Origin of the sequence: Enterococcus sp. 125944 (assembly GCF_051909435.1) — a bacterium.
GTDB classification, from domain to species: domain Bacteria; phylum Bacillota; class Bacilli; order Lactobacillales; family Enterococcaceae; genus Enterococcus_D; species Enterococcus_D gallinarum.
This window is the reverse complement of record NZ_JBQASY010000001.1, coordinates 189,422-215,652: the sequence shown is the minus strand read 5'-3', so window position 1 is coordinate 215,652 and position 26,231 is coordinate 189,422. Positions and strand designations below refer to the sequence as shown.

Genomic DNA, 26,231 nt, shown 5'->3' with positions numbered 1-26,231 from the left:
ACCATTTTAATCGCCTAGTAAATCGCTAAGCTTAACAACGAGAGGGGGAATTAGATGAGTAACACACAATGGATCTGGCGATATGCGAAAAAAATCGTGGCCGAATCATTTTAGCAATCCTGTTTTTACTTATTAATGCTGCGTTGATCGTCGTCAATCCATATCTAGGGGGAATGGTGATCGATGATGTGATCAATCAGCAGCAAACGCACTTATTGATTCCATTATTACTGATTATGATCGCAACGACAGTGATCCGAACCATTGTCCGCTATGCGTATCAACTATTATTTGAACGAGTTGGACAAAACACGCTCTATCATTTACGAGAAGATTTATATCACAAACTGCAAGAACTGGATTTTGACTTCTTTAATCATACGCGAGTTGGGGATATTATGGCGCGTATGACAGGGGATACCGATGCTATTCGACACTTTGTTTCTTGGGTGACCTATAATATAGCCGAATGTTTTTTGTGGTTTTTCTCAGCCGTAGTGGTCATGAGTTTTATTGACTGGAAATTGATGCTTGCTTTAGTCGCTGTGACGCCAATCATCTTTCTATTAACGAATCAAATGTCAAAAAAAGCTCATCCATTGTTCTTTGAGATTCGGGAAAGCTTTTCTCGGTTGAATTCGATGGTAGAAGAAAATATTGGTGGTAATCGCGTCGTCAAAGCATTTGCCAGAGAAAATTATGAGATCGACAAGTTTAAAGCGTACAACCAAGATTTCAAGACCCGCAACATGGCTTCTGCCGAAGTATCCCGAACCTATTTGCCTTGGTTGGATGGATTAGCCGGAAGTTTGAATGTCATTGCTTTGGTCTTAGGAGGAATCTTTGTGATCAATGGAGACATGACATTAGGTGATCTAGTGGCATTCAACGGGTACCTATGGATGTTGAATAACCCGATGCGAATGAGTGGCTGGCTGATCAATGATGTTCAACGTTTTTCTGCCGCCTGTATCAAGATTCGTCAAATGCTCGCACAAGAGTCAAAAATTCCTGTCCATGAAAAGAAAGCCTTGGAACCAATCAAAGGCTTTGTGGAATTTAAACATGTTTCCTTTCATTTTTCCGATGATCCGGATCAAAATGTTTTGGAAGATGTTAGCTTTAAAATAGGACCTGGGCAAACGTTAGGGATTTTAGGTGAAACCGGCTCTGGTAAAACAACATTGGTCAATCTTGTAGGCCGGTTTTATGATCCTACTGAGGGTGAAGTGCTGATTGATGGCAAAAATGCGAAAGAATATCCGGTCCGCCAAATGCGGGAGAACATTTCAATGGTCATGCAAGATGTATTCTTGTTTTCTAACACGATCTCTGACAATATCGCTTTTGGAAATCCGTTGGCAGACGAAAACTTTATCCGGCAAATGGCGGTGGTAGCGGATGCCGACACCTTTATTTCCCGAATGCCTCAAGGTTATGAAACCATCGTCGGTGAGCGGGGAGTAGGCTTATCCGGTGGCCAAAAACAACGTATTTCATTGGCACGGGCTTTGGCGAAAGATCCATCGATCTTGATTCTTGATGATACCACTTCAGCGGTTGACATGGAGACAGAATCCAAGATCCAACAAGAGCTAACCAAACTAACTGGAGAAAAAACGACTTTCATCATTGCTCATCGGATCTCTTCTGTCCGTGAAGCAGATCAAATTCTGATGATGGAAAAAGGACGCGTGATCGAGCAGGGAACCCACGAAGAACTAGTTGCCAAAAAAGGCAGATACTTCGAGGTATACCAAAAACAATTGGGATTGACTGGAGGTGACGACAATGGCGCGCAATAAATTTGATGTGGATGAAGAACTGGAACAGGAGTTCAGTTGGAAAGACTTTAAACGATTGGCCCGCTATGTCGTCCCTTATAAAGCGAGTATCGGTAAAGTCCTCTTTACGATCATCTTAGCCAATTTGGCGGGAATGCTTGCTCCGGTATTTACAAAAATTGCGATCGATTCAGCTATTCCTGACCAGAATAAAATGCAGCTGTTTTTGATCGGTGCTGCGTTTGTTGTGACACTGCTGATCATTGGACTGTGCATGCGTTACCGGATTTATCATATTACGAATATTGGCCAAGACGTCTTGAAAGACATGCGTTACGATATCTTTGAACATTTACAGCGCTTGCCTTTTTCCTATTTTGATACGCGGCCTCATGGAAAGATTTTGATCCGTGTGGTCAACTATATCAATACACTGAGCGATCTATTAAGCAATGGACTGATCAATCTGATCTCCGATGTTTTCAATGTAGTGATCACACTGATTTTCATGTTAGTCATCGACGTCAAACTGACATTGTATTCATTGGCACTCTTACCGATCTTGTTCGTGATGGTCATGGTGATTAAAAATAAACAGCGCAAAGCTTATCAAGTTTTAAGCAACAAACAGTCGAATCTAAATGCGTATATTCACGAAAGTATCGCTGGTATCAAGATCACTCAATCCTTCGCCCGTGAAGAAGAAAATGCCCAAATTTTTGAAGAAGTCAGCAATGATTACCGTACATCTTGGATGAAAGCTGTCAGAGTCCAATTTTTGATGTGGCCAGGGGTGCAAAACATCTCTGTGATCACTACTTGTCTGATTTACTTTGTTGGTATTCGTCAAATCGGTGTTGATGTCAGTACTGGCACGTTGATTGCTTTTATTAGTTACATCAATAATTTTTGGAATCCAGTAATCAATATCGGAAATTTTTATAATTCACTGATTACGGCAACGGCGTACCTTGAACGGATCTTTGAGACGATGGATGAAGTACCGGATATTGAAGATAAAGCTGATGCGATAGAATTGCCGAGCATCAAAGGGGAAGTGGCTTTCGATCATGTGACTTTCCGTTACGAAGAAGGCAAAAATATCTTGTCTGATGTTAACTTCCAGATTCAGGCAGGAGAAAGTATTGCGTTAGTTGGTCCTACCGGCGCAGGTAAAACGACGATCATCAACTTGTTAAGTCGGTTTTATGATGTGAATGAAGGCAGTGTCAAAGTTGACGGTTATGACGTTCGGGATGTGACCTTGGAATCATTGCGCTCACAAATGGGTGTCATGCTGCAGGATACTTTTATTTTCTCGGGGACGATCATGGAAAATATTCGTTATGGAAATCTGGCAGCAACCGAAGAAGAAATCATCGAAGCTGCAAAAATCGTTCGAGCCCACGAGTTTATCAAGGAGTTGAAAGATGGTTACCACACAGTTGTTGAAGAGCGAGGAAGTACGTTATCCGCAGGGCAACGCCAGTTAATTTCCTTTGCCCGAGCATTACTGGCAGATCCAAAGATATTGATTCTAGACGAAGCAACTTCAAGTATTGATACAAAGACTGAAGAGCTGCTGCAAGAAGGGCTTTTAAAACTTCTGGAAGGCAGGACGTCCTTCATTATTGCCCATCGCCTGTCAACGATCAAAAATTCCGACCGTATTTTTTATGTCGCTGGAGGAAAAATTGCTGAATCGGGCAATCACGACCAGCTGATGGCCTTAAAAGGGCTCTATCATCACTTGTACCAATCACAGTACGATTTGTTGCAGGCGATATGATAAATGGTAGTAGGCTTTGCGCAAAAAAGACATTCGTTTATCAGCGAATGTCTTTTTTGCTTAATGATCTGTCAAATCAACGATTTTCGTTCCGTGGAGTTCAGAGACACCAAGCTGATCGGCAATTGACTGGGCATTCTTGTATGAAATACCTGCACCTGGTAAAATAATCAAGCGGTCTCCTGCATAGTCGATCAATGCTTTTAACCGTTCTAAGTTCTCTTCGATAGCTGTTCCTGCTGGCCCGCCATGTGTGAGGATGCGGTGGACGCCGTGATTAGCAAGCCAATCAATGGCTTCAAATTGGCGAGATTCCGGAATGGCATCATATGCCATGTGAAAAGTGATCTGTAATCCTTCAGCTGTATCAATCAGAAGTTCCAGTGCTTCCTCATCGAGCCAGCCGTTCGGTGTCAGACAGCCAAAGACCACACCATCAGTTCCTAATTTCTTGGCTTCGATCAAATCGGTGTGCATGATTTTTAACTCGATGTCATTATAAACAAAATCACCGCCTCTTGGTCGAATCATTGTCATGATCGGTACACTTTTTTCACCAGCGTAACTCAGTGCTTCTTCAATCACACCCGTGCTAGGTGTGGTCCCGCCGACAGCCAAATTGTCGCATAACTCGATCCGTTTTGCTCCTCGGCCGATCGCTAATGGGATCATCGTATAATTTTCGGCACAAAATTCTTTTAACATCTGTTTCCCTCCGTTTTTCAGCTGTTATTCTATACTAGCATTTTACCATAAGTCTATGCTAAAGTAAGAAAGAGAAGAGGGATTTGATATGTTAAAAAAAATCGATCGTGGGCGACTTTTTCTTGAGGCCCATAGCGACTTATTTGAGTGTCCATTGTGTCATCAGCAGGTCTTTGCCAATGAGAGTGGACTGATTTGTCTGAATCGTCATCGTTTTGATCTTTCAAAAAAGGGTACTTTATTTTTTTTGGATCATCCTGTGAAAACGGAGTATGATCAAGGAATGTTTGTTCCTCGAAGTCGGATGATCCAAAGTGGGATGTATCGTCCAGTCTTAGAGGCCATCTCCCACCAGATTGAACAATCTGAAAACATTTTAGATATTGGTTGTGGGGAAGGCAGCTTTTTTGCCCAATTATTAGCCGGACAAGAAAAAACGGCAGTAGGATTTGACATTGCCAAGGAAGGCGTCTATTTGGCAACCAATCATGCTGCTTCTGCCTTTTGGTGTGTCGCAGATCTCACGAATCTTCCTTTTGCCCCCGCTAGTTTTGATACGATTTTGAATTTATTTTCGCCTTCCAATTATCAGGAATTCGACCGCATCTTGAAGCCGGGCGGACAAGTGATCAAAGTTGTGCCAGCAACAGGCTACCTTAAAGAGCTGCGGCAAGCTTTTTATCCAGATGATTCTGCAAAACAAGTCTATTCTAATGAACGTGTCGTTGATAAATTTTTTGCAAAATATCCGCAAGCGAGCCGAGAACGGATTTGTTATCCATTCTCAATCCCAGAAGACCGGCGACTGGACTTGTTGGCGATGTCGCCATTGGAGTGGGGTGCGTCAAACGAGCAAATAGCAAAAGTTCGGGAAAACCCGTTACACGAAATAACAGTCGATATTGAGTTGTTAGTCGCGAAAGTTTCTTGAAAAATTTTTGAACTTTTTTGTTATTTACCCTTGCAATCATGTCATGGGAGTGATATATTGTTCTCAAGTCATTTTTCATTGGTTTTTATCAGGTTCCTGTTCTGATAAAAGTTAGTGAAAAGAGCTTCACTAACGTAACGACTCGCAGTGATTGACACCGAGTTGGTACGTTTTTTTTTATGCTCAAAGTTTCAGTAAATCAGATAGAAGTTCGCAAAACGATTTTCGTTAAAATATGGTACTATAGAATCTATTGAGAGACAATTGGCTCGAACCAATTGAAAGGAGTCTTACCAGATGAATCACATTGTTTTATTTGAACCACAAATTCCTGCCAATACCGGCAATATCGCTCGGACTTGCGCGGCCACCAATACACATTTACACCTAATTGAACCATTAGGCTTTTCAACAGATGACAAGCATTTGAAGCGTGCTGGACTTGATTACTGGCATGATGTTCATATTACTTATCACAAAGATTTAGCGGCATTTATGTCCTTTTTAGGTGATCGTCCACTGTACCTGATCTCTAAGTTTGCCAATCGTGTCTATTCTGAAGTAGATTATACGACTCATGAAGAACAATTTTTCCTTTTTGGGAAGGAAACAACTGGATTGCCTGAAACATTCATGCGCGAACATGCGGACAAATGTTTACGAATTCCAATGAATGATGCCCATGTCCGATCATTGAATTTATCTAACACTGCCGCGTTGATTATTTATGAAGCTTTACGGCAACAAGGGTTTCCAGAGCTAGAATTGACTCATCACTACGACAATGACAAATTAGATTAGATACAATCGATAGGAGAGACTTGTTCGATGCAATTATATTTTACTCGTCATGGCAAAACAGAATGGAATCAAGCACGACGATTTCAAGGAATGATGGGCGATTCACCATTGTTGCCTGAAAGTTATCAGGAGATCCAGCTTTTGGGTGACGCAATCGCAAATGTTCCTTTTGAAAAAATCTATTCAAGTACCTCGTTACGTGCCCGTACAACCGCACAAGGGATTGTGGAAAGATTAAAGCAACCAGTCGAGATTGTTTATACAGAAGGATTACGTGAACTTGGACTAGGCGATTTAGAAGGGCAGTTCATTGATGAAATGCAGGCAAAATACCCGCAAGAGCTGGCTGATTTGCGCCACCATCTTGACCGTTATGACCCAACGATATTTCAAGGAGAGCCCATCGAAGATGCCCTGAAGCGCATTGAAACAGTGGTGATGACTGCTGTGCAAGCCCACAATGGTCCGTTACTTTTTGTCGGTCATGGGGCCTCATTGACGGCAGCTATCCAATGGTTGGCCGGAAAAGAATTGGCACAATTGCGGGAACAAGGTGGTCTTGTTAATAATAGCTTGACCATTTTAGAGACAGGAGCAGATAAACAATTGCCTTTTGAGATGACCTGTTGGAATGATGCAAGTTTTCTAGAAAATCAAGACAGTTTAGATGCCTTACTATAGGTGAAAGGAGCGGCGTCGTGAATCCAGAAAGAACATTTTTTGTCGGCCATGTTGCCGCGATCTTTTTTCAAAATCCTAGCAATTTCTATAAGGTACTTTTAGTCAAAGTGACAGAAAATAATGCGGATTACAAAGAATCTGAGATCGTCGTCACTGGAAGCTTCGGTGAGATCCAAGAAGAGGAGAGTTACCGATTCTACGGTGAGTTAGTCAATCATCCCAAATATGGCGTCCAATTAAAAGTGGACAGCTATCAGCAAGAACAACCTACATCAGAGCAAGGTCTGATCAATTATCTTTCAGGAGAGAAGTTTCCTGGTATCGGTAAGAAGACGGCTGAAAAAATTGTGGGGCTTCTAGGAGACCAGGCGATCGATCGCATGTTAGAGGACCCGGAATTGTTGGAGCAAATTCCTGGATTGAATGAAAGCAAGCGAAAAATGATTCTTGATACGGTTCGACTCAATCATGGGATGGATCAAGTGATCGTTGGGTTAAGCCGCTATGGATTTGGTAGTCAGCTTTCTTTTGCCATTTACCAAGCATACAAAAATGAAGCATTAGAGATCATCCAAGAAAATCCTTATCAATTAGTCGAAGATATTGAAGGGATTGGCTTCAAACGGGCAGATAACATCGCCGATCAATTAGGAATTGAAGCCACCTCGCCCCAGCGCTATCGTGCGGCAGTTTTGCACCAGATTTTTGCCCAATCTTTACAGACTGGGAACACGTATATTCACGCACAAGATTTGCTCGAGCAAACACTTCGGTTGTTGGAAACGAGTCGACCCATCGAAATTCCACCGGATGACTTGGCAAATACGATTATTGGATTGGTAGAAGAAGGCAAGATCCAACAAGAAGAAACGAAGTTGTATGAAAACAGTCTCTATTTTTCAGAGTGGGGGATCGCCAATTCGATCCAACGATTATTAGCTCGCAAAAAAGAAATCAACTACCCCAAAAAAACAGTTGAAAAAACACTGCGAAAAATCGAGAAGCGATTAGGGATCGTCTATGGATCTTCCCAAGAAGAAGCCATCAAAGAAGCCATCCATTCCCCATTATTTATTTTGACTGGCGGACCTGGAACAGGGAAAACGACAGTAATCAATGGGATCGTTCAATTATTTGCTGAATTGAATGATCTTGATTTAGATCCCGCAAAATACACGGAAGAAATGTTCCCCATCTTGTTGGCAGCTCCTACAGGTAGGGCAGCCAAACGGATGAATGAGACGACGGGACTTCCCAGTGGGACGATTCATCGTTTGCTTGGGCTTAACGGCCGTGAGAAGACGCCTAGTGTCGCTGCGAAAGAACTTGAAGGCGGTTTGTTGATTGTTGATGAAATGTCGATGGTGGATACGTGGTTGGCTAATACATTGTTCAAATCGATCCCTACAAATATGCAAGTTATTTTTGTTGGCGACAAAGACCAACTGCCTTCAGTAGGACCGGGACAAGTGCTGCATGATCTTTTAGAAATCGAACAGATTCCAAAACAAGAATTGACCGAGATCTATCGTCAAGGAGATGGGTCAAGCATCATTCCATTGGCTCATGCGATAAAAAATGGGCAACTGCCTGCAGACTTTACCCAAAATCAAAGAGATCGCTCTTTCTTTGCTTGTGATGCTTACAAAATTGAACCGTTGATCGCACAAATCGTGCAACGGGCGAAAGCGAAAGGCTTCACACCGCAAGACATTCAAGTTCTAGCGCCAATGTACCGCGGAGCAGCAGGGATCGATGCACTAAACAAGATGATGCAGGAAATCTTTAATCCAAACGATGGGACCAAAAAAGAAGTCACTTGGAATGAAACAGTCTATCGGATCGGAGATAAAGTTTTGCAGCTGGTCAATTCACCAGAAGACAATGTTTTCAATGGGGATATGGGACAAATCGTCGGCATTATTCCTGCCAAACAGTCGGAAGACAAAGTGGACGAATTAGTGATCCAATTCGATGCCACAGAAGTTACCTATAAGCGAAATGAATGGAATAAAATCACATTATCCTATTGCTGCTCGATCCATAAAGCGCAAGGAAGCGAGTTCAAAATGGTGATCATGCCGATGGTTCATCAATACCAACGAATGCTGCAACGAAATTTACTCTATACAGCAGTGACCCGCAGCAAAGAGCTGTTGATTTTATTAGGAGAACCCCAAGCTTATCAAACATGTGTGACACATGAGTCCGCCACTCGACTGACTACCTTGCAAGAGCGGATCAACGGCAGCGACGAGATGACACCTTTGCAACGTCAAAGGTTGGCACAGTTTGAAGAAGCAGATGATCCTTTCTCAGAGTCTAACTCACGGACAACAGCCACAATGAAAAGTGAAAAGAAAACAGATACTGCCCGTGAGCCGGTGAGCAGTAAGCAGTCGGTTCAGAAACAGGAACTTGATTTGTTTGCCACAACACCGAGTGAATCCATCATCGAAGAAACACTACCGGAAGGAACTATCTCAAAAGAACCGCTTTCGAGAGAATTGACAATCGAAATGGTTCAAAAAAATGTGGTTGATCCAATGATTGGGATGGAAAATCTTTCTCCATATGATTTTCTCGTCTCTTAAAAAAGAATTTTTTACAGTTAATGAAAATGAGCGCTTTCTTTTGGTTTTTTAGCGAAACATGCTAAGCTAATACCAAAAGGAGGCGTTTTCAAATGGCGAAAGAAACAGATGACAAATTAGAAAAATTAGCAAAAGAATCCAGCAATAACTTCAAGAAATTGGATGAGTTGGAGAAAGAATACAAACTTGATGAAAGTCCAGATGCCGAAAACGAGCAAGGAGAGGAAACCGGTTTAGAGAAAAAATTAGACAAAGTTCCGCCAGTTTGGGCACCAAACACAAATCCGACTAACCCAACCAATCCGAATAGTTCAGGAAGCATTTAAGGCTGAAATCAAAAAAACGCGTAAGAGGAGATTGCCTCTTACGTGTTTTTTATTGTAAATGCTGGTAATAATAAATGGCTAACTGGGTACGATCCCGAAGTTCTAATTTTTCTAATAACTTACTGATATAATTGCGGACCGTTCCTTCGCTGAGAAACAACGCTTGCGCAATTTCTTTATTGTTTTTTCCAGTGGCAATTTCCTTCAAGATCATTTTTTCTCGTTCTGAGAAATGAGTAGTCAAATAAGAGTCATTATTTTTTAACAGTGTAGGAAACTTCGTGACGATTTCAGCGCCAAACACTGCTTGGCCATTGTATGCAGCTTTGATAGAGGGAACAATAGCCGAAAGATTTTGCTTGATGAGATAGCCTTTGACTCCGAGATCCAAAGCTTCTCGTATATAGGCATCATCATCAAAAGTAGTTAAGAGTAAAATGACGGCATTCGGATCCTGGGTTAAAATCTTGCGAGCAGCATCTAATCCAGTCCCATCGGGCATCCGAATATCTGTTAGTATAATCGCAGGTTTTCTTTCTTCGTACAATGCAACTGCTTCTTTGGCACAATGACCAATGCCTGTTACCTCAATTTCGTTTGAAACTTCCAAGATGGTTTTTAATGATGCGGTAACTAGGGGATCGTCATCGATGATTACTACTTGGATCATTGGTCCTCCTCCTTAGGTAAAATAATCGTAAGTTGAAATAAATTCTCTTTTTCAAGGGCATGGAGTTGTCCGTTTACCTGGTTGATTCGCTGGCGCATCGTCTGCAAACCGATCCCGTGGGTGTGATTGAGCCTATCCTTTGGTTTGTCATTCTTGATTTGTAATCGATGAAAAGCAGGTAGTTGTTTAAAATCGCAAGTCACTTTTGTTGCTTGACTGTGCTTCATGACGTTGGTCAAGGCTTCTTTTATGATCGTGATTAGGACAGTTTGTTGTGTTTGAGAGAGAATACTTGGCGGTGTTCCTATTACCTCAACTGTACAAAATTGAAAGTCTGATAGCAAAAGATCTAATGCTTGTGGAAAAGGAAGCGAGTGATGATGTAAATCGTGAACACTTTCTCGGATGCGGTCCATACCCAAGTTCATGGTTCGGTTCAATTGATCCAATGGTAAGTGAAGTTGCTTATTTTGATTAATTGCTTGAATGGCACCTAATTGTAAGATGGCACTTGAAAGCAGATGACCAACATTATCATGGATATCACGAGCGATTCGATTCCGCTCTTCAGCGATCTGTAAGGCGACTTCTGTTTCTTGAGAGCTTTTAAGGTAGTCGTTTTGCTCACGCAATCGGCTCTCATTTTCCCAATTGGCATCTTGAGTCGAGTTGAATTTTTTTTGTAACGAATGAAATTCAAAACTATCGTTTCGCAAGTAAGAAGCAGAGTAGACCAAAAGCATCAGTATAATCCGTATCGGCCAAGAAGGAACCAAGGAAAATAAGAGTATACAAAGAATGAGCAGGAGGATCTTTTCTTGCTTTTCACCAATCTGGGCTGAACGAAAGACGCATGGGAAAAAATAGCTATAAATTGGCCAAACCAAACTAAGACCTATCAAAATGCCCAATGCCAGCCACGTTCCTTTTTTGAACAGCAGACAGAGACCACTTAAGATGATTGTCGTCAAAAGATAGATTAAGTCTAGGGCTTGGAAGCCATTCAGGGACATTAGCCCTCCACAGAGAAGAAAATAAAAAACAACCTCATTAATCGACAATGGTTTATTCATATCTGGCTCCTAAATAATGACAAATGTCATTTTTGTTTTGGCGTATCCTCACTAGTTATTCTTTTCGCTTTTTATTATAGTCAGAATAAGAAGTGTTTGGAAAGGAGTTTTTTCGATGATTATTGAAATTGATAACTTGGTAAAACGTTATGGTGATTTTCTCGCATTGAATCATTTTAATTTGCAAGTCAGGGAAGGTGAAGTTCTCGGGCTTTTAGGACCTAATGGAAGCGGCAAATCAACAGCTATCAACTGTATGTTGTCCTTATTATCTTTTGATAAAGGGACTATTAAATTGTTTGGAAATAAAATGACACCGACAAGTTATGAAATAAAGCAAAAAATTGGCGTCGTTCCGCAAGATATCGCTGTATTTGAAGAGTTGACTGTCTACGACAATGTTGATTACTTCTGTGGTCTGTATGTTGCTGACAAGAAGAAGCGGATACTATTGATCGAGGAAGTCATTTCGCTTGTGGGATTAGAAGAGTTCAAAGGATTCTATCCAAAACAATTAAGTGGTGGCTTGAAACGGCGTTTAAACATTGCTTGCGGCATTGCCCATAAACCACAACTGATTTTTCTTGATGAACCAACTGTTGCCGTGGATCCCCAAAGTCGGAACAAAATTTTGGACAGTATCAAAAAGTTGAATCAGCAAGGTGCAACAATTGTTTATACGACTCATTATATGGAGGAAGTCGAAATACTTTGTGATCAGATTGTGATCATGGATCAGGGACAAGTCATCGCGAAAGGAACAAAAGAAGAGTTGAAGGACATGGTTCGAAGTACGGAAAATCTTGTGATTGATATCCCTTTACTTCCAGATACAGCGATCGAATTTATCAAGTCATTGCCTCAAGTTCTTGAAACTGCCTATGATAAAGAGCGTTTGACGATCACAGCCAAAAAGATGAAAGAGATTCTTTTACCAGTACTAAGCTATTTGGAGGATGAACATATCGCATTTACTAAGATTCACACAGGAGAAGCAACATTAAACGATGTGTTTCTGGAAATTACCGGTAAAGAATTAAGAGACTAGGAGGGAGATTATGTTTGGACACTTATATCGGTATCGCTTGAACGTTTTAGTTCGTAATAATTCCTTACTATTTTGGACATTGATCTTCCCGATTTTATTAGGGTTGATGTTTTCTGTAGCATTTAGCGAGATTGATCAAGCTGGAACGATCGAGACGATTCCCGTTGGGATTATCAAAGAAGAACAAAATCAGAAAACAAATGAGGGACAACTGACTCAGCAAGTCGCATTTATGAATGTTTTGAAGCAAACAAAGTCTGGTGGAGAACCATTGTTTTCACTACAAGAAGTCTCTCCTCAAGAGGCTGAAAAACGATTAGATGCAGGGGATCTTGCTGGATATTATTCCTTTGAACAGTCATCGATCCAATTGGCTATTGCACGTACCGGTCTTTCTCAAACCATTCTAAAAAACATGATGGACCGATTTTTACAAAATACTGACCTGGCCAATAAGTTGGTGGCAATTGACTCTACTTTGACAGAAGACCAGCTCACATCTTTTCTAGTTGGAGAATCTTTTGTTCAGCAAGAAAATCAGACTAGAAACATGAGTATCAAAAGTTTTTATTTCTTTACCTTGGTGGGAATGGCTATTTTGTATGGATTCATGTGGGGGGTCAGAAACGCCCAAGACCAGCAAGCAAATCAGTCTTCCAAAGGGATTCGCCTTTCGATCATCCCTCGAAACCGATTGCTGGTTTTTTCAGCAAATATCCTTGCTGGATTCACGATATTTTTCTTAGAAGTTTTAGTGATTCTAAGTGTTTTTCATTTTATTTATCAAGTCGACTTCGGAAACCGCTGGCAGTGGTTATTCGTCCTATCCGCTTTGGGTGCATTGAATGCATTATTATTAGGGAATTTGGTTGGGAATTTGTTTCCTAATATGGGGCTGGCACAAAAAGAAGGATTGGGTGTGGCTGTTACAATGGCGATGAGTTTTTTTGCTGGTATGATGGGCTCCCAAGACATCAAATACTGGATCGATCTGCACATTCCGGTGCTAGGAAAACTGAATCTTGTCAACTTAATTAGTGAGAGTTTCTATCAGCTCTATTTTTATCGCTCACTAGAGGATTTCTATTTGAATCTTTTCTGGTTAGTAGCCTTTATGGTTATCTTAGCCTTTAGTAATCTAATGTTTGAAAGGAGGGTTCAATATGTCGCTGTATAAAGCCGTTTTGAAAATTTTAAAAGCGAACAAAACAAATTTGTTGATTGCAGTCATTGTAACTGTGATCATCACCTTCTTCTATGCGCAAAATACAGCAGCACCGGATGCAAAATTGGATCGGGGGACAATGACCATTGTTACAGAAGACAACTCCGCATTAAGTAAAGCACTGATTGACTATTTAAAAGAAGAACAAACGGTTGTGGAATTGTCTGATAAGAGCCAAAAATCGATTGATGATGCGCTGTATTTTGGAAAAATCGACTATGTTTTATTTTTGCCTAAAGATTTTACTACGAATATTGAAGCAGGTGTACCGTCAGCAATCGATGCACAATCTCGTCCCGATGCTTTTGCTAAAACATTGATTGAAGGGCAAGTAGATACCTTTTTGTCGACTTATACGGCTTTTTATCATGTAACTGGCAATAGGGAAGAGGCATTGAAAAATACGCAATCTACTTTGGCCGCAAATGGCGAAGTAACGATTAGTCGTGGATACAGTGAACGGATGAACCAGCAATTCGGCAGCTTAGTATTCAATGCACTTGCTTACGGTTTGTTTCTTTCTATTTTTAGTGGCTATGGAGTGGTCAATCTAGTGTTCAATCGGAAAGAAATCCGGAATCGCAATCAAGTATCTCCTTTATCAACACGGCGGTTGAACCGAGCCGTTTCTATTGGTATGTTGGGGTATTCACTGCTTCTGACTAGTTGTTTTACAGCGGGATTACTCCTATTTACTCGTAGCACGTGGTCCGTCATGACCGGCTATCTAGTGATTAATCTTTTGTGTTTTTTCTTGCCAATTGTCACATTTTCAACGTGTGTTACCTCATTTGTCAAAAATAGTGAGGCGTTGAATGGAATTTCGAATGTGTATATTATGGGAAGCTGTTTTTTAGGGGGAGTTTTTGTTTCATCAGATTTTTTACCAGACTTTATTAGTAAGATCGCTTCTTTTACACCGACTTATTGGTTTGTACAAAACAATCAATTGATTGGGAACACCCTCTCAGTGAATGCGGATTTCATTACGAAATTCTGGTTGAACTGCTTGATATTGGTCTTATTTGCCTGTGCCTTTTTGATAATACAGTTCGTTTTGAAAAAAGACAGCCGCTGGTTTAATCAAAAAAGGGTTGCATGAGTCATAAAAAAATGATGCCGCTGACACAACAGCTGCATCATTTTTCTTCTCTCACTATTCTAACTCCATATCAATTGTTTGGTAGTGGTTATGGTGATATCAAATGGCCGCTTACCCATTTCTTCGCCGTCTTCTTGACCATGCTGTGGTACTGTGGAGACGATTCGGAGCTTATTCGTAGATAAATGATGGAAGTAGCGAGATCTCATTTGTTTCTTGCGGGTTAGTAAGGCTAAAAGCCAAAAAATTTTGAACAAAGCGACTCGCTCAACGAGAACGAAATCGATCTTATCTTCGTTGAGGTTTGCTGTAGGTGCGATCGCCACACCGCCACCGAAGTAGGGGTGATTTGTCGTTGTGCACAAGAAAGCCTTTGTAAAATTCAATTGTTTCCCATTGGTTTCTACCAGGATGGGAAATCCTTTTTGCCGGAACAAGACATTCACTACTGCAGACAAGTAGGCAAATGAACCTAAATTGAACTTGTTTAAGTTTGATTTCGCAGCAGAATGATTTGCTGCGTAAACGATCGATGCATCTAATCCAATACCGATATTGTTGATTGCGAACCCAGTTTCATCTTGGATTTGATCATGATACTTGATGATCGTAACCGATTGAGGAGTAGCGGTCCCAGCGATTTTCCAAAATACTTGCTCTGGTTCTTTAGGTAAACGCATTCCTCTGGCAAAGTCATTCCCTGATCCTGCCGGAATGTAGCCTAGTGGAATATTTTTTTCTGATTCTTGAAGGGAGGAAACTACTTGATGTAAGGTGCCATCGCCACCGATCACCACCAGTAAGGGGTAAAGCATTTCTGAATTTTCTCGATAGATGTCATCCCATGGCAACAATACTTGTGCCAGTAAAGAAGTAGTAAGTTCCTGTTCTTGCCCAGCATATTCTGTATAGTAGAACTGATGGGGAAAACGCCGCTTCTTGACGATTGCTTCAATTTTTTTGGCTACTTTTAGGCCACGTCCACTGCCTGCTTCAGGGTTAACAACAAAATGATAATAATATTTCATACAATAAATGCTCCATCTAATCTAAAATCAATGCTGTTTATTATAGCACGATTGCTGACAAGTTTGGCTAGTGATGCTTAACTATTTTTTGACAAAAAAATAGATTCGACGAAAGGTACGTAACAACAAGCTACTATTTTCGCTGTTGTTTTTGTGATCTAAGGTTCTTATGTCCACTATGATCACATCCGTATTGCTCACATTCGCCGAATCCTATTCAATTAGTAAGGAGTAACTCAAATTCCCACATCCTTTGTCTGTTTTTCTAAGTTGACAACAATTCTTTTCTTGCAGATCCTTCATCGTCTGCTTTACTGGGAATCCTTGCTCCTTACACTTATAGTATAGCACGAAAACGGATAGAAGCAACCGCTTACATGGTCTTTGTCACTATCTTTAGATAAATTTAAAGATATCAAAAGATAGCACTTTTGAACTTATTAGCCATTAAGTCGATGAACAATGAAGGTGTACGATTCCCCTCATAAGCAAACAGGTACTTAGAGGAAAATGAACAATTGAACGATTCGCAGACATCAAGTTTACATGAAGTTGGTTTGACGAATAAAGAGACGGATGTCCGTCTCTTTGAGTTCTTTATCCAAGTTTATTCAATATAGCTGATGGAACATCATTAGGCGAGACTTCTTCCCATCCCATTACTCCTTTATGATTATTTACATGTAATACAAGGTATGCATTCTCTTTTAGCGGCTTGTCTCCATAGGAATTAAAAGACACATCTTTTTCATTATTGTCTGATGTATAGCTAGCTAAGTTGTACTTGTATCTAAAGTGTTCTCTCCCGCTACCTCTACCAATCGAAACGCGTTCCCCTTTCGAAGTTATCTTAGTGTAGTAATCTGTCGTTCCATAAGATTGCTCATACCAGAACCAGCCTCCACCCATCAGAAGAAGGGTTACTACAGTAAAAGATAATAGTTTTTTCATATAAAATCATTCCTTTCGAGGAATAGATTACATCTATGAATAATGAAATAAATCAATCTAAAGGCTGAGAATAAGCAAACAAAATTGTAAGGAGGACAATGAGAATTAGTAGGAGAGGAAGAACAGAATGAATTGCGAGCAAATAAATACTCAATGCTCGTCTTTGGCCTGTTTTGCTGGAAGATTCCTATTCAAAGCAGAACCACCGTTTTAATGGTTATGTATTTAAAATATTCTAGTCATTTCCGGTATCTTTTTTAGCCTCGCTGATAGATAGATCGTTCCTCTTTCTTTTTTTGTTGATTTTAACACTTTGCTATTTGACAAGTGGGTTGCTTTAGAAGGAGATTGTACGACCTTGTTACTGAAGAACAGCTTGGGGGAAAATAGGTTTTTAGACTTTCATCCACAAAACATCCACATGAATTCTCCAATTTAATTGGACAATGGAAATCAATAAGAACCAAATCAATAATGTAAGCTTGATAAATCAGTAATCTTCTGTATAATAATTATTTGTGCGTAACGCATCGCGGTTCATCAACCATCCCGCGTAATCAAAACTCGGAGAAAGAAGGGATCAAATGGATAAATCATCCACTTTATCAAACCAGCGGTTGCGAGTTGTCGTCGCGAACGGTTTGATCATGGCACTGTATGTTGCAGTGACAGTCTTAGTCGCCCCAGTGGCTTCTGGTGCCATTCAATTTCGTGTCTCAGAAGGGCTGAATCATCTGGTAGTCTTTAACAGAAAACTGATGTGGGGTGTTTTTGGCGGAGTTGTATTGTACAATTTATTTTTTGGTATGGGAATTTTGGACGTCGTCTTTGGTGGAGGCCAAACCTTGCTTGCATTGTCAGCAACGGCGCTATTGCAGAAGAAAGTTCCGAATGTCTTTGTCCGTTTAGCGCTTAATACGATTTTCTTCTCGTTGAGCATGTTCTTGATTGCAATCATGCTGCATCTGACTCTCGCATTACCATTTTGGGCGACCTTTGGTACAACAGCGCTAAGTGAGTTGATTATCATGACAATCACAGCGCCTATAATGTATATCGTGAATACAGGTGTTCGCTTCGATAAGCGATTTTAATCAATCATTTGTTTTTTGCTTTGATGGTTCCCAAAAAACAAATAAAAAAAGATCATCTCTACCGTAGGTTTTGGTAGAGATGATCTTTTTTGTTATTCTGCATTCAAATCTTCAATTTCAACAACTTTGAAGTTTTTTGCCTCTAACTGATAAATGATCTTATCGCACAGCTCTTTTGACGTATTCGCCGGTAAAGTAATCAATGTCCGACGAATAAATTCATCCTTGCCGATGTCCAATGTGATACAGCTGGCAATACTGCTGTATTTCGCGATGATTTTTGAAATGATCGCTAAATCGCCTTGTGTGCCAGTTGATGCGATAGTCAGCACGTAGCTTCCTTGTTCGACATTCCAAGATTGAGACAGCATATTCAATAATGAACTGTGGGTCAAAATCCCATAGAACTCATTGTTTTCATCTAATACGGCAATGTATGGCAACTCTTTGATCGTGAAAAAGACTTTAAAAAATGAAGAATTGACATAAATAAATTTTGTCGCGTTTTTAAGCAGGTGTGTCACTGGTAATGTCATATCTCCACCATTCGATTTGTGACGATAGATGTGCATTTTATAGATGTTTCCCCGGAAGATTTTGCCGGATTCATCTAAGATCGGTACACAGCGATAGCCAGAATCTTCTAAAATTTCCAAGGCTTCTTCTAAAGTAGCTGTTTCTTTGATCGTAGTTAAGTCGCGTTTTTTGTAAACCATTGTTTTTAGTAACATAACAATTCCCTCCCAAATACCCAATTCACATCTCTATAATACCATAAAATCAGCGGAAACTATATTTTTGCGTGTCAAAATCTAAAATTGACACTTTCACTGAAAAATGGTATTTTTAACTTTGGAAAACTTTGTATAAAGGGGGAGGACATCAGAAATGGCAACAAAAAAAGCAGCTTTGGCTTGTTCTGTCTGCGGATCCCGCAACTATTCGAAATCAGTCAGTGAAGGAAAAAAAGGCGATCGCCTTGAAATTAAAAAATTTTGCAAATACTGCAATCAATACACGCTACATCGTGAAACGAAGTAAGGAGGAATCTTGATGAACTTTATGAAAAATGTTTTTGCTGAAATGAAAAATGTTTCTTGGCCATCAAGAAAGCAATTACGCAGAGATACTTTTGTTGTGATCCAAACGACAATTATTTTTGCAGTGATGTTTTTTGTGATGGATACGCTGATTCAAACTGTTTTTGATTTGATTTTGAAATAAATGCTGCTGGATTATCAGCAACTAGTCAAGTAAAACAAATCGTGGTATAATTGATTCGAGGAAAAACTTCGGTGCAACTGAGGTTTTTTTATTTTACAAAAAGATAGGGAGACCGAATACAATGGAATCTTTTGAAAAAAATTGGTATGTCTTGCATACTTACTCCGGCTATGAAAACAAGGTGAAAGCGAACTTGGAATCACGGGCGCAAAGCATGGGGATGGGCGATTACATCTTTCGTGTTGTCGTACCAGAAGAAGTCGAAACGGAAGAAAAGAATGGGAAAAAGAAAGAGATCGTTCACAAAACTTTTCCAGGTTATGTCCTCGTCGAAATGGTCATGACGGATCAATCATGGTATGTTGTTCGTAATACACCAGGAGTGACTGGGTTTGTCGGCTCTCATGGAGCAGGAAGCAAACCAGCTCCGCTTTTACAAGAAGAAATCAACTCTATCTTACGTTCAATCGGTATGAGCACTCGAACAGTTGAATTGGAAGTGGAGATTGGTGAAACAGTTAAAATCATCGAAGGTGCATTCTCTGGATTAGAAGGACAAGTCGCTGAGATCGACGAAGAAAAACAAAAATTAAAAGTCAATATTGATATGTTTGGTCGAGAAACAAGTACAGAATTGGATTTTGAACAAGTAGATAAAATCTAAGTATAAAACTGTAGTGTTTTTTGTCAAAATAAGGTAAAATAAAATTGAAAATTGGTGATAGCGGACCGTTATTGGCCCGCTGTTTTTATCTCACGAAAAGAAAGCGTTTTATAAAAAGGGGGTCCTATGAAGAAAATTCTCGCATCGATTTGTCAACGCCATTTTTTTGACCAACATTTGGAAAAAAGAGGTGTGATTTCCGTACATAATGGTTATAGTTTGTTGTTTGCTTTTAATTTGTTTTTGCTGCTTTCTGCCGTGATCTTTATGGAACCTCAAAAAGTGTTTCGTGAAATGCTTACAATCATGTTCTCGGAAAGCCATTTAGTAACGGATTACGTTGCGCTGACTTCTGTAGGTGGCGCACTGTTCAATGCGTCGATCATGACTTTTGTTGCGATCGCGGTCTGTTACCATTACCGAGTTCCGGTTACTGGAGGAATGATATCAGCCGTCTTTATGGTTACGGGGTATGGTTTGTTTGGCAAAAATCTGTTCAATTTTATTCCAATCTTCTTAGGTGTTCGTCTCTACTCCTATTTAATGAATCAACCCCTCAAAAAATATCTTCTCATTGCTTTGTACGGTTCCTCCGTTTCACCCATCGTTAGTTTTTTTGCATTCAATGACTCACTTCCCGCTTATTTCGGTAGCTTCATCGGTTATTTGATCGGTGTTTTGACTGGATTGATCATGGTTCCTTTAGCACTGCATTTTCAAGCATTATTTAAAAAAGTCAGTATCTATAGTGCCGGCTTTACTTCTGGCATGTTGTGTACGATGGTCGCAGGAATTTGCCGAATGTTTGGTTTTGATATCGAATTGCGAGCAATCGTTTCTAAAGGCTCCAATCTTCCACTGGTTATTATGATGGTGTCGCTGTCTTTATTAATGATTGGCTATGGGTTAGCAATGGCTGTTAAACGCAAGCGGTTGAACATGCGGGCAATATGGTCTCATAGCGGCAAAATCGAATACGATATTTTACGTGAAAGTGGCGTTTATAATACGATGATTAATATGGGGTTAATGGGATTGCTGTTAATGAGTTATGTGAGTATGCTAGGTGTCAACCTCAATGGTCCCATTGCAGGTGCGATGTTTTGTGTCATTGGTTTTTCTGCTTGTGGTGCCCATGTCTTTAACGCGCTGCCCTTATTTGCCGGTGTGCTATTAGCAAATACAATGAATATCTACGCAATGACTGAAACAGTAACCGTTACAGCGGCTATTTTTGCAATGATGCTCTGTGCGGTGACTAATGCTTACGGGTGGAAAGGAGGGATGATCGTGGGATTCATTCATACGTCGATGGTTTTGAATATCGATGTGCTTCATGGTGGATTGAATCTGTACAATAATGGCTTTTCCGGAGGGCTCGTTGCGATGATGATCATTCCATTGCTCGATTTTTTTTCACAAATCGCGGACACCTCGATTTTTAAACGGAAGAAACAGTCCGGAGGCAAAGAAAAGGTAACCTACCAAGCAACGAGTAAAGAATGAAGTGTTCTTGAATAAAGAGTAAACATTAGCTATTGCTTGTTTCTTGTTTCAAAAGGGATTATACTAGACCCGATTTGGAGGGACTGTAAATGAAAAAATGGCTATTTCTATGTCTGGTTGTTTTGCTTAGCGGCTGTCAAGCAGCAACTCACTCAAATGTTTCAGCACAAAAAAGTACACAGAAGCCAACGGAGACAACGACTGCTTCGGCAGAAACATCAACCACCGAACCCGTTCAGAAAACGACCACGCCAACACTCTTTATTCATGGTTATCAAGGAGGTCCCGCATCATTTGGAGGGATGATACAGCGTTTTGCCCAAAAAGATTGGGTGAGCAATGAAATGGTTCTAACAATTTCACCAGATGGGACAGTTTCAACGGAAGGAGTGCTTTCTAAAAAAGCTGTAAATCCAACCATTCAGGTCTTGTTCGCTGACAATCAAAATAATGAATGGAATCAAGCAGAATGGATCCGACAAGCGTTGCTTTATCTGAAAAAGGAAGGAATAGAGCAAGTAAATTTAGTCGGACATTCCATGGGGGGAGTTAGTGGTTTTCGCTATCTCACAACATTTGGAGAGCTGAGTGCAGCTGGGGCTGAAGCACTGGATCCCGCATTGCCAAAAGTAGCTAAATTTATAGCGATCGGGGCGCCTTTCAATGAATTTATTGATACGAGTTCACGGCAGACTATCACTGATTTAGTGACAAACGGACCAACGGAGGCTTCTCCACGCTACCAGGAATTTCAAGGACTATTGAAGCAAGGGGGGCATCGACTCCCGATTGAGCTGATTGCTGGGCAATTATCTGATGAAGAGCTATCGGACGGCACTGTGCCGACCACAAGTGCCTTGGCGATCAACCACTTATTGGCAGCGAATGGCTATTCTGTGACTGAAAAAATCATTAAAGGATCACAGGCACAGCATAGTCAGCTGCATGAAAATCAAGAAGTAGATGAAGATATTGCTGCTTTTTTATGGGAGAAATAACTGATAGTCGTCAAAAGGCTGTAAGAATAACTTTGATATAAGTTCTATCTGTTTTTTTTAGTAGTAGCAAATAGACAAAAATATCCGAATGATCGGAGATCGCTTATTCTTCTCGTGCATAGGTAACGAGGACCTGCAGAGCCGCGGGAGCTATCTAATGATCATTCGGATATGTTATTTATTGAGACTCTTACATCTTTTAGTGTTCAGCGGCATCTAAAATTTGCGCTTGTAGACGTTGTGCTGTAGGCGTTGTGGCCAACCCGCCCTCGGCTGTTTCTTTAAAAATACTTGGCATTTGCCGTCCTACTTGGTACATCGCGTGGACGACTTCATCCGGAGGAATCACACTTTCGATTCCTGCTAAAGCCATATCAGCAGAAATAAATGCTTGTGAGGAACCGAGAGCATTTCGCTTCACGCAAGGAACTTCGACTAACCCAGCGACAGGATCACAAATCAATCCCATCATATTCTTTAGTGTAATGGCTACTGCTTGAGCAGCTTGATGTCCGCTCCCACCCTTAGCACAGACGAGGGCTGCTGCTGCCATGGCACTGGCAGAACCAACCTCTGCTTGACAACCGCCTTCTGCTCCGGATATCGAAGCATTGTTCGCAATGACTAGTCCGAAGGCTCCGGCAGTAAAGAGGAAATCGATTTGTTGAGAACGAGACAGCTGCAAACGATCGCGAACAGCCATCAGCACACCAGAGACAACACCGGCACTCCCAGCTGTAGGAGTGGCACAAATCAATCCCATTTTGGCATTGACTTCATTGACAGCAATGGCATTTTGAACGGCTTGCAAGATCGTCTCACCACTTAGAAAATCACCAGCCTGTATATAATCATTCATTCGTGTGGCATCGCCACCGGTTAATCCCGTCACAGAGGTCACTCCAGCAACGCCCTCGGCAACGGATTGTTCCATGACCGTCAGGTTTTTGTCCATTAGTGCAATGACTTGCTCGCGAGTGCGCCCTGAGTTTTCGCATTCGACCGCAATCATCATCTCTGCAATCGATGCATAATTTTTGCTTTGAAGAACAAGATCTTCAATCGTATAAAACATGACGAATCCTCCTTTAATCGAAATAAGCCGCACTATAAACGTGGGGCAGTGCTTTGATTTGTTGTGCCAATTGATCATTTCGTTCATCCACTTCAATGATCATAATGGCTTTTTCTCCTTTGGACTCTCGGGTAACAGTCATCGTACCAATATTGATTTGTGCCTCAGAAAGTAGATTCGTGACACGTGCGACCATTCCGGGAACATCTTGATGAACGATGACATAGGTAGGGGTACCTAAAGTCAATGAGATTTTAAAACCATTCAATTCAGAAATTTGTATATTCCCACCGCCGATTGAAATGCCGGTAACGGACATTTTGCGGTCACCTTTTTTTAAAATCATTTTGACCATATTCGGATGTTCGGCTTTTTCGTTTTTCGGAACAAAGAGTACTTCTAGACCTTGCTCATAGGCTAACTTTAATGAGTCAGCAAGGCGCTGATCATCGGGCTCCATTCCTAACAAACCGCCGACAAGTGCAATATCTGTTCCGTGGCCGCGATAAGTTTTCGCGAAGGACTCATACAAAAGGATATCGACACTGTCAGGCTGTTCGCCAAAGATGTGGCGCACGATTTTGCCAATTCGAGCAGCACCTGCGGTATGGGAACTGCTGGGTCCAACCATAATTGGTCCAATAATATCAAAGACACTTCGGTATTTTAAAGGTTCCATTCTATTCACCTCATTTAATTGATGGGAGAAATCCAGATGTAGTTTAGCATAAAATATGGAGAAATAGAGCAATGAGTGGAACTGTATGGGATTTTTTTAATCTTTTTTTTGTTTTACCGATTTTCTCCATAAAAAGCAAAAAAATTCGCCAAGAGTTCTTGCAAATTTCTTTTGAGATGCTATAATATCTCAGTGTGCATTATTCACACGTTTTTTGTGTGCGCACATGATTCACTAAAGTGGGAGGAGAAATATGGATCTCCAATTAACCACATCACGGACTCAAGGAGGTATGTCTCGTGGCAAAAAAAGTAGAAAAAATCGTTAAATTGCAAATTCCTGCAGGTAAAGCAACACCAGCTCCGCCAGTAGGTCCTGCACTAGGTCAAGCGGGTATCAATATCATGGGATTCACAAAAGAATTCAATGCACGTACAGCTGATCAAGCAGGCTTGATCATTCCAGTAGTGATCTCTGTATACGAAGACCGTTCATTCACATTCGTTACAAAAACACCACCAGCAGCAGTATTGTTGAAAAAAGCAGCAAACGTTGAAAAAGGTTCAGGCGAACCAAACAAAAACAAAGTTGCAAAAGTTTCACGCGATCAAGTAAAAGAAATCGCTGAATTGAAAATGGAAGACCTAAACGCAGCTGACGTTGAAGCAGCTATGCGCATGGTTGAAGGAACTGCACGAAGCATGGGGATCACTGTAGAATAATTTTTACAGACCCTAAGGAAGTAGCTTCTCAGTCGGCTCTATATTGAAAAATATGGGACACGTGGGAGGTTCTACCGTTATAACCACATCAAGGAGGAAACAAAATGGCTAAAAAAAGCAAAAAAATGCAAGAAGCATTGAAAAAAGTTGACGCTGCAAAAGCTTATTCAGTTGAAGAAGCAGTAGCTTTGGCAAAAGAAACAAATATTGCAAAATTCGACGCAACGGTTGAAGTTGCTTACAAACTAAATGTCGATCCTAAAAAAGCGGACCAACAAATCCGTGGTGCGGTCGTACTACCAAATGGTACTGGTAAAACACAAACAGTGTTAGTTTTTGCGAAAGGTGAAAAAGCCAAAGAAGCAGAAGCAGCTGGTGCTGATTTCGTTGGAGACGACGACATGGTTCAAAAAATCCAAGGCGGATGGTTCGATTTTGATGTTGTTGTTGCAACACCAGATATGATGGCAACTGTCGGTAAACTTGGTCGTGTTTTAGGTCCTAAAGGTTTAATGCCAAACCCTAAAACTGGTACAGTTACAATGGACGTAACAAAAGCTGTTAACGAAGTAAAAGCTGGTAAAGTGACTTACCGTGTTGACAAAGCTGGTAACGTTCATGTACCAATCGGTAAAGTTTCATTTGAAGATGACAAATTAGTTGAAAACTTCAAAACAATCCACGAAACTTTAGTAAAAGCTAAACCATCTGCAGCGAAAGGTCAATACATGAAAAACATTTCTGTAACGACAACTTTCGGACCTGGTATCCATGTAGATCAAGCTTCTTTCTAATTTGAATAAAAAACAAAACTTTTGTTGACTTGGCTGCCTTATCTATGGTAAGGTAGTCAAGGTTAAAAGTTTAACTGTACCGAAGACAGTAGGTGACGTCAGTCTTAATTTCCTACCGAGGACGTTTATTGAGAAACTTCAATAGTCCCTCTATGTCTACGGTGGCATAGAGTTTTTTTGTTTTTATCTCTTGATAAAGACAAATGAAGACAGAAATGTTTTCTTGAAACTCTTCCATCAAAATCAGGAGGTGAAATTTAAAATGAGTGAAGCAGCTATCGCTAAAAAAGCCGCAATTGTGGATGAAGTGAGTGAAAAATTCAAAGCAGCCGCATCTGTAGTAGTCGTTGACTACCGTGGATTGACTGTTGACGAAGTAACTCGTCTACGTAAACAATTACGCGACGCAAACGTTGAAATGAAAGTTATCAAAAATTCTATCCTTTCACGTGCTGCTGAACAAGCTGGTCTAGAAGGTCTTGGTGAAGTATTCACTGGTCCAACTGCTGTAGCGTTCAGTAACGAAGACGTTGTCGCACCTGCAAAAATCATGAACGATTTTGCTAAAGAGGCTAAAGCATTAGAAATCAAAGGCGGTATCATCGAAGGCAAAGTTTCTTCTTTGGAAGAAATCACAGCATTGGCAAAATTGCCAAACCGCGAAGGACTTCTTTCAATGTTGCTATCTGTGCTACAAGCACCTATCCGCAACGTGGCTTACGCTGTCAAAGCAGTGGCCGAAAAAGAAGAAGATGCAGCTTAATTGC

General features: G+C 40.7%; 26 protein-coding genes, 1 pseudogene and 1 other annotated feature. Of the genes and pseudogenes, 19 read left to right on the top strand and 8 right to left on the bottom strand.

The genetic code is table 11. The annotated features are described in order from the left end of the window. Positions 1-54: 54 nt before the first annotated feature. Positions 55-1,805, top strand: a pseudogene (locus ACTFWY_RS01030) (ABC transporter ATP-binding protein). Continuing rightward, positions 1,792-3,573: an ABC transporter ATP-binding protein gene (locus ACTFWY_RS01025; protein ID WP_003127044.1), complete on the top strand. Its 1,782-nt coding sequence runs from the start codon at positions 1,792-1,794 to the stop codon at positions 3,571-3,573. Before ACTFWY_RS01030 ends, ACTFWY_RS01025 begins: the two are co-directional and overlap by 14 nt. 60 nt (positions 3,574-3,633) lie before the next feature. On the opposite strand, the gene ACTFWY_RS01020 is transcribed toward ACTFWY_RS01025, so the two are convergent. Next, the gene (locus ACTFWY_RS01020; protein ID WP_311810691.1) at positions 3,634-4,278 is read right to left on the bottom strand and encodes a copper homeostasis protein CutC; all 645 of its coding nucleotides are present in this window, start codon (positions 4,276-4,278) and stop codon (positions 3,634-3,636) included. A gap of 88 nt (positions 4,279-4,366) precedes the next feature. On the opposite strand from ACTFWY_RS01020, the gene ACTFWY_RS01015 reads away from it, so the two are divergent. From ACTFWY_RS01015 to ACTFWY_RS00995, 5 genes are all read left to right on the top strand, one after another. Continuing rightward, positions 4,367-5,209, top strand: a complete 843-nt coding sequence (locus ACTFWY_RS01015; RefSeq protein ID WP_311810690.1) for a methyltransferase domain-containing protein — start codon at positions 4,367-4,369, stop codon at positions 5,207-5,209. Positions 5,210-5,506: 297 nt separating this feature from the next. Then, complete coding sequence (trmL, locus tag ACTFWY_RS01010) at positions 5,507-6,010, top strand: tRNA (uridine(34)/cytosine(34)/5-carboxymethylaminomethyluridine(34)-2'-O)-methyltransferase TrmL (RefSeq protein ID WP_103299938.1); 504 nt, start codon at positions 5,507-5,509, stop codon at positions 6,008-6,010. 27 nt (positions 6,011-6,037) lie between these two features. Then, positions 6,038-6,691: a histidine phosphatase family protein gene (locus ACTFWY_RS01005; RefSeq protein WP_086269250.1), complete on the top strand. Its 654-nt coding sequence runs from the start codon at positions 6,038-6,040 to the stop codon at positions 6,689-6,691. Between the two features lie 17 nt (positions 6,692-6,708). Continuing rightward, the gene (gene recD2 / locus ACTFWY_RS01000; protein WP_311810689.1) at positions 6,709-9,285 is read left to right on the top strand and encodes an SF1B family DNA helicase RecD2; all 2,577 of its coding nucleotides are present in this window, start codon (positions 6,709-6,711) and stop codon (positions 9,283-9,285) included. A 92-nt stretch (positions 9,286-9,377) separates the two neighbouring features. Next, positions 9,378-9,611 (top strand): hypothetical protein, encoded by a 234-nt coding sequence (locus tag ACTFWY_RS00995; protein ID WP_041119103.1) that lies wholly within the window; start codon positions 9,378-9,380, stop codon positions 9,609-9,611. A 49-nt stretch (positions 9,612-9,660) separates the two neighbouring features. Here ACTFWY_RS00995 and ACTFWY_RS00990 read toward each other — a convergent pair whose 3' ends face one another. Together ACTFWY_RS00990 and ACTFWY_RS00985 are read right to left on the bottom strand one after the other, a co-directional pair. Further along, on the bottom strand, positions 9,661-10,281 hold the full coding sequence (locus ACTFWY_RS00990) for a response regulator transcription factor (RefSeq protein ID WP_195957661.1): 621 nt from the start codon (positions 10,279-10,281) through the stop codon (positions 9,661-9,663). After that, positions 10,278-11,354, bottom strand: a complete 1,077-nt coding sequence (locus ACTFWY_RS00985) for a sensor histidine kinase (RefSeq protein WP_060814260.1) — start codon at positions 11,352-11,354, stop codon at positions 10,278-10,280. Before ACTFWY_RS00985 ends, ACTFWY_RS00990 begins: the two co-directional genes overlap by 4 nt. Before the next feature lie 115 nt (positions 11,355-11,469). Here ACTFWY_RS00985 and ACTFWY_RS00980 point away from each other — a divergent pair, with 115 nt between their 5' ends. The 3 genes from ACTFWY_RS00980 to ACTFWY_RS00970 are packed head-to-tail and all read left to right on the top strand — an operon-like array spanning position 11,470 to position 14,729. Further along, positions 11,470-12,402 carry an ABC transporter ATP-binding protein gene (locus tag ACTFWY_RS00980; protein WP_311810687.1) on the top strand — a complete coding sequence of 311 codons (933 nt, stop codon included), beginning with the start codon at positions 11,470-11,472 and terminating at the stop codon, positions 12,400-12,402. 10 nt (positions 12,403-12,412) lie between these two features. Then, complete coding sequence (locus ACTFWY_RS00975; protein ID WP_060814259.1) at positions 12,413-13,579, top strand: ABC transporter permease; 1,167 nt, start codon at positions 12,413-12,415, stop codon at positions 13,577-13,579. Then, positions 13,566-14,729: an ABC transporter permease gene (locus ACTFWY_RS00970; RefSeq protein ID WP_005472361.1), complete on the top strand. Its 1,164-nt coding sequence runs from the start codon at positions 13,566-13,568 to the stop codon at positions 14,727-14,729. Before ACTFWY_RS00975 ends, ACTFWY_RS00970 begins: the two co-directional genes overlap by 14 nt. Positions 14,730-14,788: 59 nt before the next feature. On the opposite strand, the gene ACTFWY_RS00965 is transcribed toward ACTFWY_RS00970, so the two are convergent. Both ACTFWY_RS00965 and ACTFWY_RS00960 read right to left on the bottom strand, forming a co-directional pair. Then, a complete protein-coding gene (locus tag ACTFWY_RS00965; protein WP_003127064.1) occupies positions 14,789-15,757 on the bottom strand; it encodes a diacylglycerol/lipid kinase family protein in 969 nt (322 codons plus the stop codon). A gap of 597 nt (positions 15,758-16,354) precedes the next feature. Then, positions 16,355-16,708, bottom strand: coding sequence for a YxeA family protein (locus tag ACTFWY_RS00960; protein WP_103299946.1), 354 nt, complete (start codon positions 16,706-16,708; stop codon positions 16,355-16,357). 584 nt (positions 16,709-17,292) lie between these two features. On the opposite strand from ACTFWY_RS00960, the gene ACTFWY_RS00955 reads away from it, so the two are divergent. Further along, the gene (locus tag ACTFWY_RS00955; protein ID WP_103300006.1) at positions 17,293-17,802 is read left to right on the top strand and encodes a QueT transporter family protein; all 510 of its coding nucleotides are present in this window, start codon (positions 17,293-17,295) and stop codon (positions 17,800-17,802) included. 92 nt (positions 17,803-17,894) lie between these two features. Here ACTFWY_RS00955 and cbpA read toward each other — a convergent pair whose 3' ends face one another. Next, positions 17,895-18,533 (bottom strand): cyclic di-AMP binding protein CbpA, encoded by a 639-nt coding sequence (gene cbpA, locus ACTFWY_RS00950; protein ID WP_003127068.1) that lies wholly within the window; start codon positions 18,531-18,533, stop codon positions 17,895-17,897. Positions 18,534-18,690: 157 nt separating this feature from the next. Here cbpA and rpmG point away from each other — a divergent pair, with 157 nt between their 5' ends. The 5 genes from rpmG to ACTFWY_RS00925 all read left to right on the top strand — a co-directional run bounded on the left by rpmG (position 18,691) and on the right by ACTFWY_RS00925 (position 22,194). Next, a complete protein-coding gene (gene rpmG / locus ACTFWY_RS00945) occupies positions 18,691-18,843 on the top strand; it encodes a 50S ribosomal protein L33 (RefSeq protein ID WP_311810686.1) in 153 nt (50 codons plus the stop codon). A gap of 12 nt (positions 18,844-18,855) precedes the next feature. Beyond that, positions 18,856-19,026, top strand: coding sequence for a preprotein translocase subunit SecE (secE, locus tag ACTFWY_RS00940; RefSeq protein ID WP_003127070.1), 171 nt, complete (start codon positions 18,856-18,858; stop codon positions 19,024-19,026). 121 nt (positions 19,027-19,147) lie between these two features. Continuing rightward, the gene (gene nusG, locus ACTFWY_RS00935) at positions 19,148-19,690 is read left to right on the top strand and encodes a transcription termination/antitermination protein NusG (protein WP_003127071.1); all 543 of its coding nucleotides are present in this window, start codon (positions 19,148-19,150) and stop codon (positions 19,688-19,690) included. 126 nt (positions 19,691-19,816) lie between these two features. Then, entirely contained in the window at positions 19,817-21,196 is a 1,380-nt protein-coding gene (locus ACTFWY_RS00930; protein ID WP_086269247.1) for a DUF1576 domain-containing protein, read from the top strand. Between the two features lie 89 nt (positions 21,197-21,285). After that, positions 21,286-22,194 (top strand): alpha/beta hydrolase, encoded by a 909-nt coding sequence (locus ACTFWY_RS00925; RefSeq protein ID WP_005472371.1) that lies wholly within the window; start codon positions 21,286-21,288, stop codon positions 22,192-22,194. Positions 22,195-22,393: 199 nt separating this feature from the next. Here ACTFWY_RS00925 and sdaAA read toward each other — a convergent pair whose 3' ends face one another. Both sdaAA and sdaAB read right to left on the bottom strand, forming a co-directional pair. Then, positions 22,394-23,269 carry an L-serine ammonia-lyase, iron-sulfur-dependent, subunit alpha gene (sdaAA, locus tag ACTFWY_RS00920; RefSeq protein ID WP_003127075.1) on the bottom strand — a complete coding sequence of 292 codons (876 nt, stop codon included), beginning with the start codon at positions 23,267-23,269 and terminating at the stop codon, positions 22,394-22,396. A gap of 13 nt (positions 23,270-23,282) precedes the next feature. Then, positions 23,283-23,948: an L-serine ammonia-lyase, iron-sulfur-dependent subunit beta gene (gene sdaAB / locus ACTFWY_RS00915; protein ID WP_003127076.1), complete on the bottom strand. Its 666-nt coding sequence runs from the start codon at positions 23,946-23,948 to the stop codon at positions 23,283-23,285. Between the two features lie 299 nt (positions 23,949-24,247). Here sdaAB and rplK point away from each other — a divergent pair, with 299 nt between their 5' ends. The 3 genes from rplK to rplJ all read left to right on the top strand — a co-directional run bounded on the left by rplK (position 24,248) and on the right by rplJ (position 26,227). Next, on the top strand, positions 24,248-24,670 hold the full coding sequence (gene rplK / locus ACTFWY_RS00910; RefSeq protein ID WP_003127077.1) for a 50S ribosomal protein L11: 423 nt from the start codon (positions 24,248-24,250) through the stop codon (positions 24,668-24,670). Positions 24,671-24,774: 104 nt separating this feature from the next. Then, positions 24,775-25,464: a 50S ribosomal protein L1 gene (gene rplA, locus ACTFWY_RS00905; protein ID WP_003127078.1), complete on the top strand. Its 690-nt coding sequence runs from the start codon at positions 24,775-24,777 to the stop codon at positions 25,462-25,464. A gap of 61 nt (positions 25,465-25,525) precedes the next feature. Continuing rightward, positions 25,526-25,652 (top strand) — a sequence feature (ribosomal protein L10 leader region). Between the two features lie 74 nt (positions 25,653-25,726). Then, positions 25,727-26,227 (top strand): 50S ribosomal protein L10, encoded by a 501-nt coding sequence (gene rplJ / locus ACTFWY_RS00900; RefSeq protein ID WP_003127079.1) that lies wholly within the window; start codon positions 25,727-25,729, stop codon positions 26,225-26,227. The last annotated feature ends 4 nt before the right edge of the window (positions 26,228-26,231 follow it).

What these genes read in the sequence shown, in the direction of transcription:
- rplJ (WP_003127079.1), top strand. Translation starts at nt 25,727, where the DNA reads ATGAGTGAAGCAGCTATCGCTAAAAAAGCCGCAATTGTGGATGAAGTG.
- ACTFWY_RS01020 (WP_311810691.1), bottom strand. Translation starts at nt 4,278, where the DNA reads ATGTTAAAAGAATTTTGTGCCGAAAATTATACGATGATCCCATTAGCG.
- ACTFWY_RS00990 (WP_195957661.1), bottom strand. Translation starts at nt 10,281, where the DNA reads ATGATCCAAGTAGTAATCATCGATGACGATCCCCTAGTTACCGCATCA.
- trmL (WP_103299938.1), top strand. Translation starts at nt 5,507, where the DNA reads ATGAATCACATTGTTTTATTTGAACCACAAATTCCTGCCAATACCGGC.
- secE (WP_003127070.1), top strand. Translation starts at nt 18,856, where the DNA reads ATGAACTTTATGAAAAATGTTTTTGCTGAAATGAAAAATGTTTCTTGG.
- ACTFWY_RS00970 (WP_005472361.1), top strand. Translation starts at nt 13,566, where the DNA reads ATGTCGCTGTATAAAGCCGTTTTGAAAATTTTAAAAGCGAACAAAACA.
- ACTFWY_RS01005 (WP_086269250.1), top strand. Translation starts at nt 6,038, where the DNA reads ATGCAATTATATTTTACTCGTCATGGCAAAACAGAATGGAATCAAGCA.
- rplA (WP_003127078.1), top strand. Translation starts at nt 24,775, where the DNA reads ATGGCTAAAAAAAGCAAAAAAATGCAAGAAGCATTGAAAAAAGTTGAC.
- cbpA (WP_003127068.1), bottom strand. Translation starts at nt 18,533, where the DNA reads ATGTTACTAAAAACAATGGTTTACAAAAAACGCGACTTAACTACGATC.
- ACTFWY_RS00980 (WP_311810687.1), top strand. Translation starts at nt 11,470, where the DNA reads ATGATTATTGAAATTGATAACTTGGTAAAACGTTATGGTGATTTTCTC.
- ACTFWY_RS01015 (WP_311810690.1), top strand. Translation starts at nt 4,367, where the DNA reads ATGTTAAAAAAAATCGATCGTGGGCGACTTTTTCTTGAGGCCCATAGC.
- ACTFWY_RS01025 (WP_003127044.1), top strand. Translation starts at nt 1,792, where the DNA reads ATGGCGCGCAATAAATTTGATGTGGATGAAGAACTGGAACAGGAGTTC.
- ACTFWY_RS00930 (WP_086269247.1), top strand. Translation starts at nt 19,817, where the DNA reads ATGAAGAAAATTCTCGCATCGATTTGTCAACGCCATTTTTTTGACCAA.
- ACTFWY_RS00925 (WP_005472371.1), top strand. Translation starts at nt 21,286, where the DNA reads ATGAAAAAATGGCTATTTCTATGTCTGGTTGTTTTGCTTAGCGGCTGT.
- nusG (WP_003127071.1), top strand. Translation starts at nt 19,148, where the DNA reads ATGGAATCTTTTGAAAAAAATTGGTATGTCTTGCATACTTACTCCGGC.
- sdaAB (WP_003127076.1), bottom strand. Translation starts at nt 23,948, where the DNA reads ATGGAACCTTTAAAATACCGAAGTGTCTTTGATATTATTGGACCAATT.
- ACTFWY_RS00995 (WP_041119103.1), top strand. Translation starts at nt 9,378, where the DNA reads ATGGCGAAAGAAACAGATGACAAATTAGAAAAATTAGCAAAAGAATCC.
- ACTFWY_RS00985 (WP_060814260.1), bottom strand. Translation starts at nt 11,354, where the DNA reads ATGAATAAACCATTGTCGATTAATGAGGTTGTTTTTTATTTTCTTCTC.
- sdaAA (WP_003127075.1), bottom strand. Translation starts at nt 23,269, where the DNA reads ATGTTTTATACGATTGAAGATCTTGTTCTTCAAAGCAAAAATTATGCA.
- ACTFWY_RS00975 (WP_060814259.1), top strand. Translation starts at nt 12,413, where the DNA reads ATGTTTGGACACTTATATCGGTATCGCTTGAACGTTTTAGTTCGTAAT.
- ACTFWY_RS00955 (WP_103300006.1), top strand. Translation starts at nt 17,293, where the DNA reads ATGGATAAATCATCCACTTTATCAAACCAGCGGTTGCGAGTTGTCGTC.
- ACTFWY_RS00960 (WP_103299946.1), bottom strand. Translation starts at nt 16,708, where the DNA reads ATGAAAAAACTATTATCTTTTACTGTAGTAACCCTTCTTCTGATGGGT.
- rpmG (WP_311810686.1), top strand. Translation starts at nt 18,691, where the DNA reads ATGGCAACAAAAAAAGCAGCTTTGGCTTGTTCTGTCTGCGGATCCCGC.
- ACTFWY_RS00965 (WP_003127064.1), bottom strand. Translation starts at nt 15,757, where the DNA reads ATGAAATATTATTATCATTTTGTTGTTAACCCTGAAGCAGGCAGTGGA.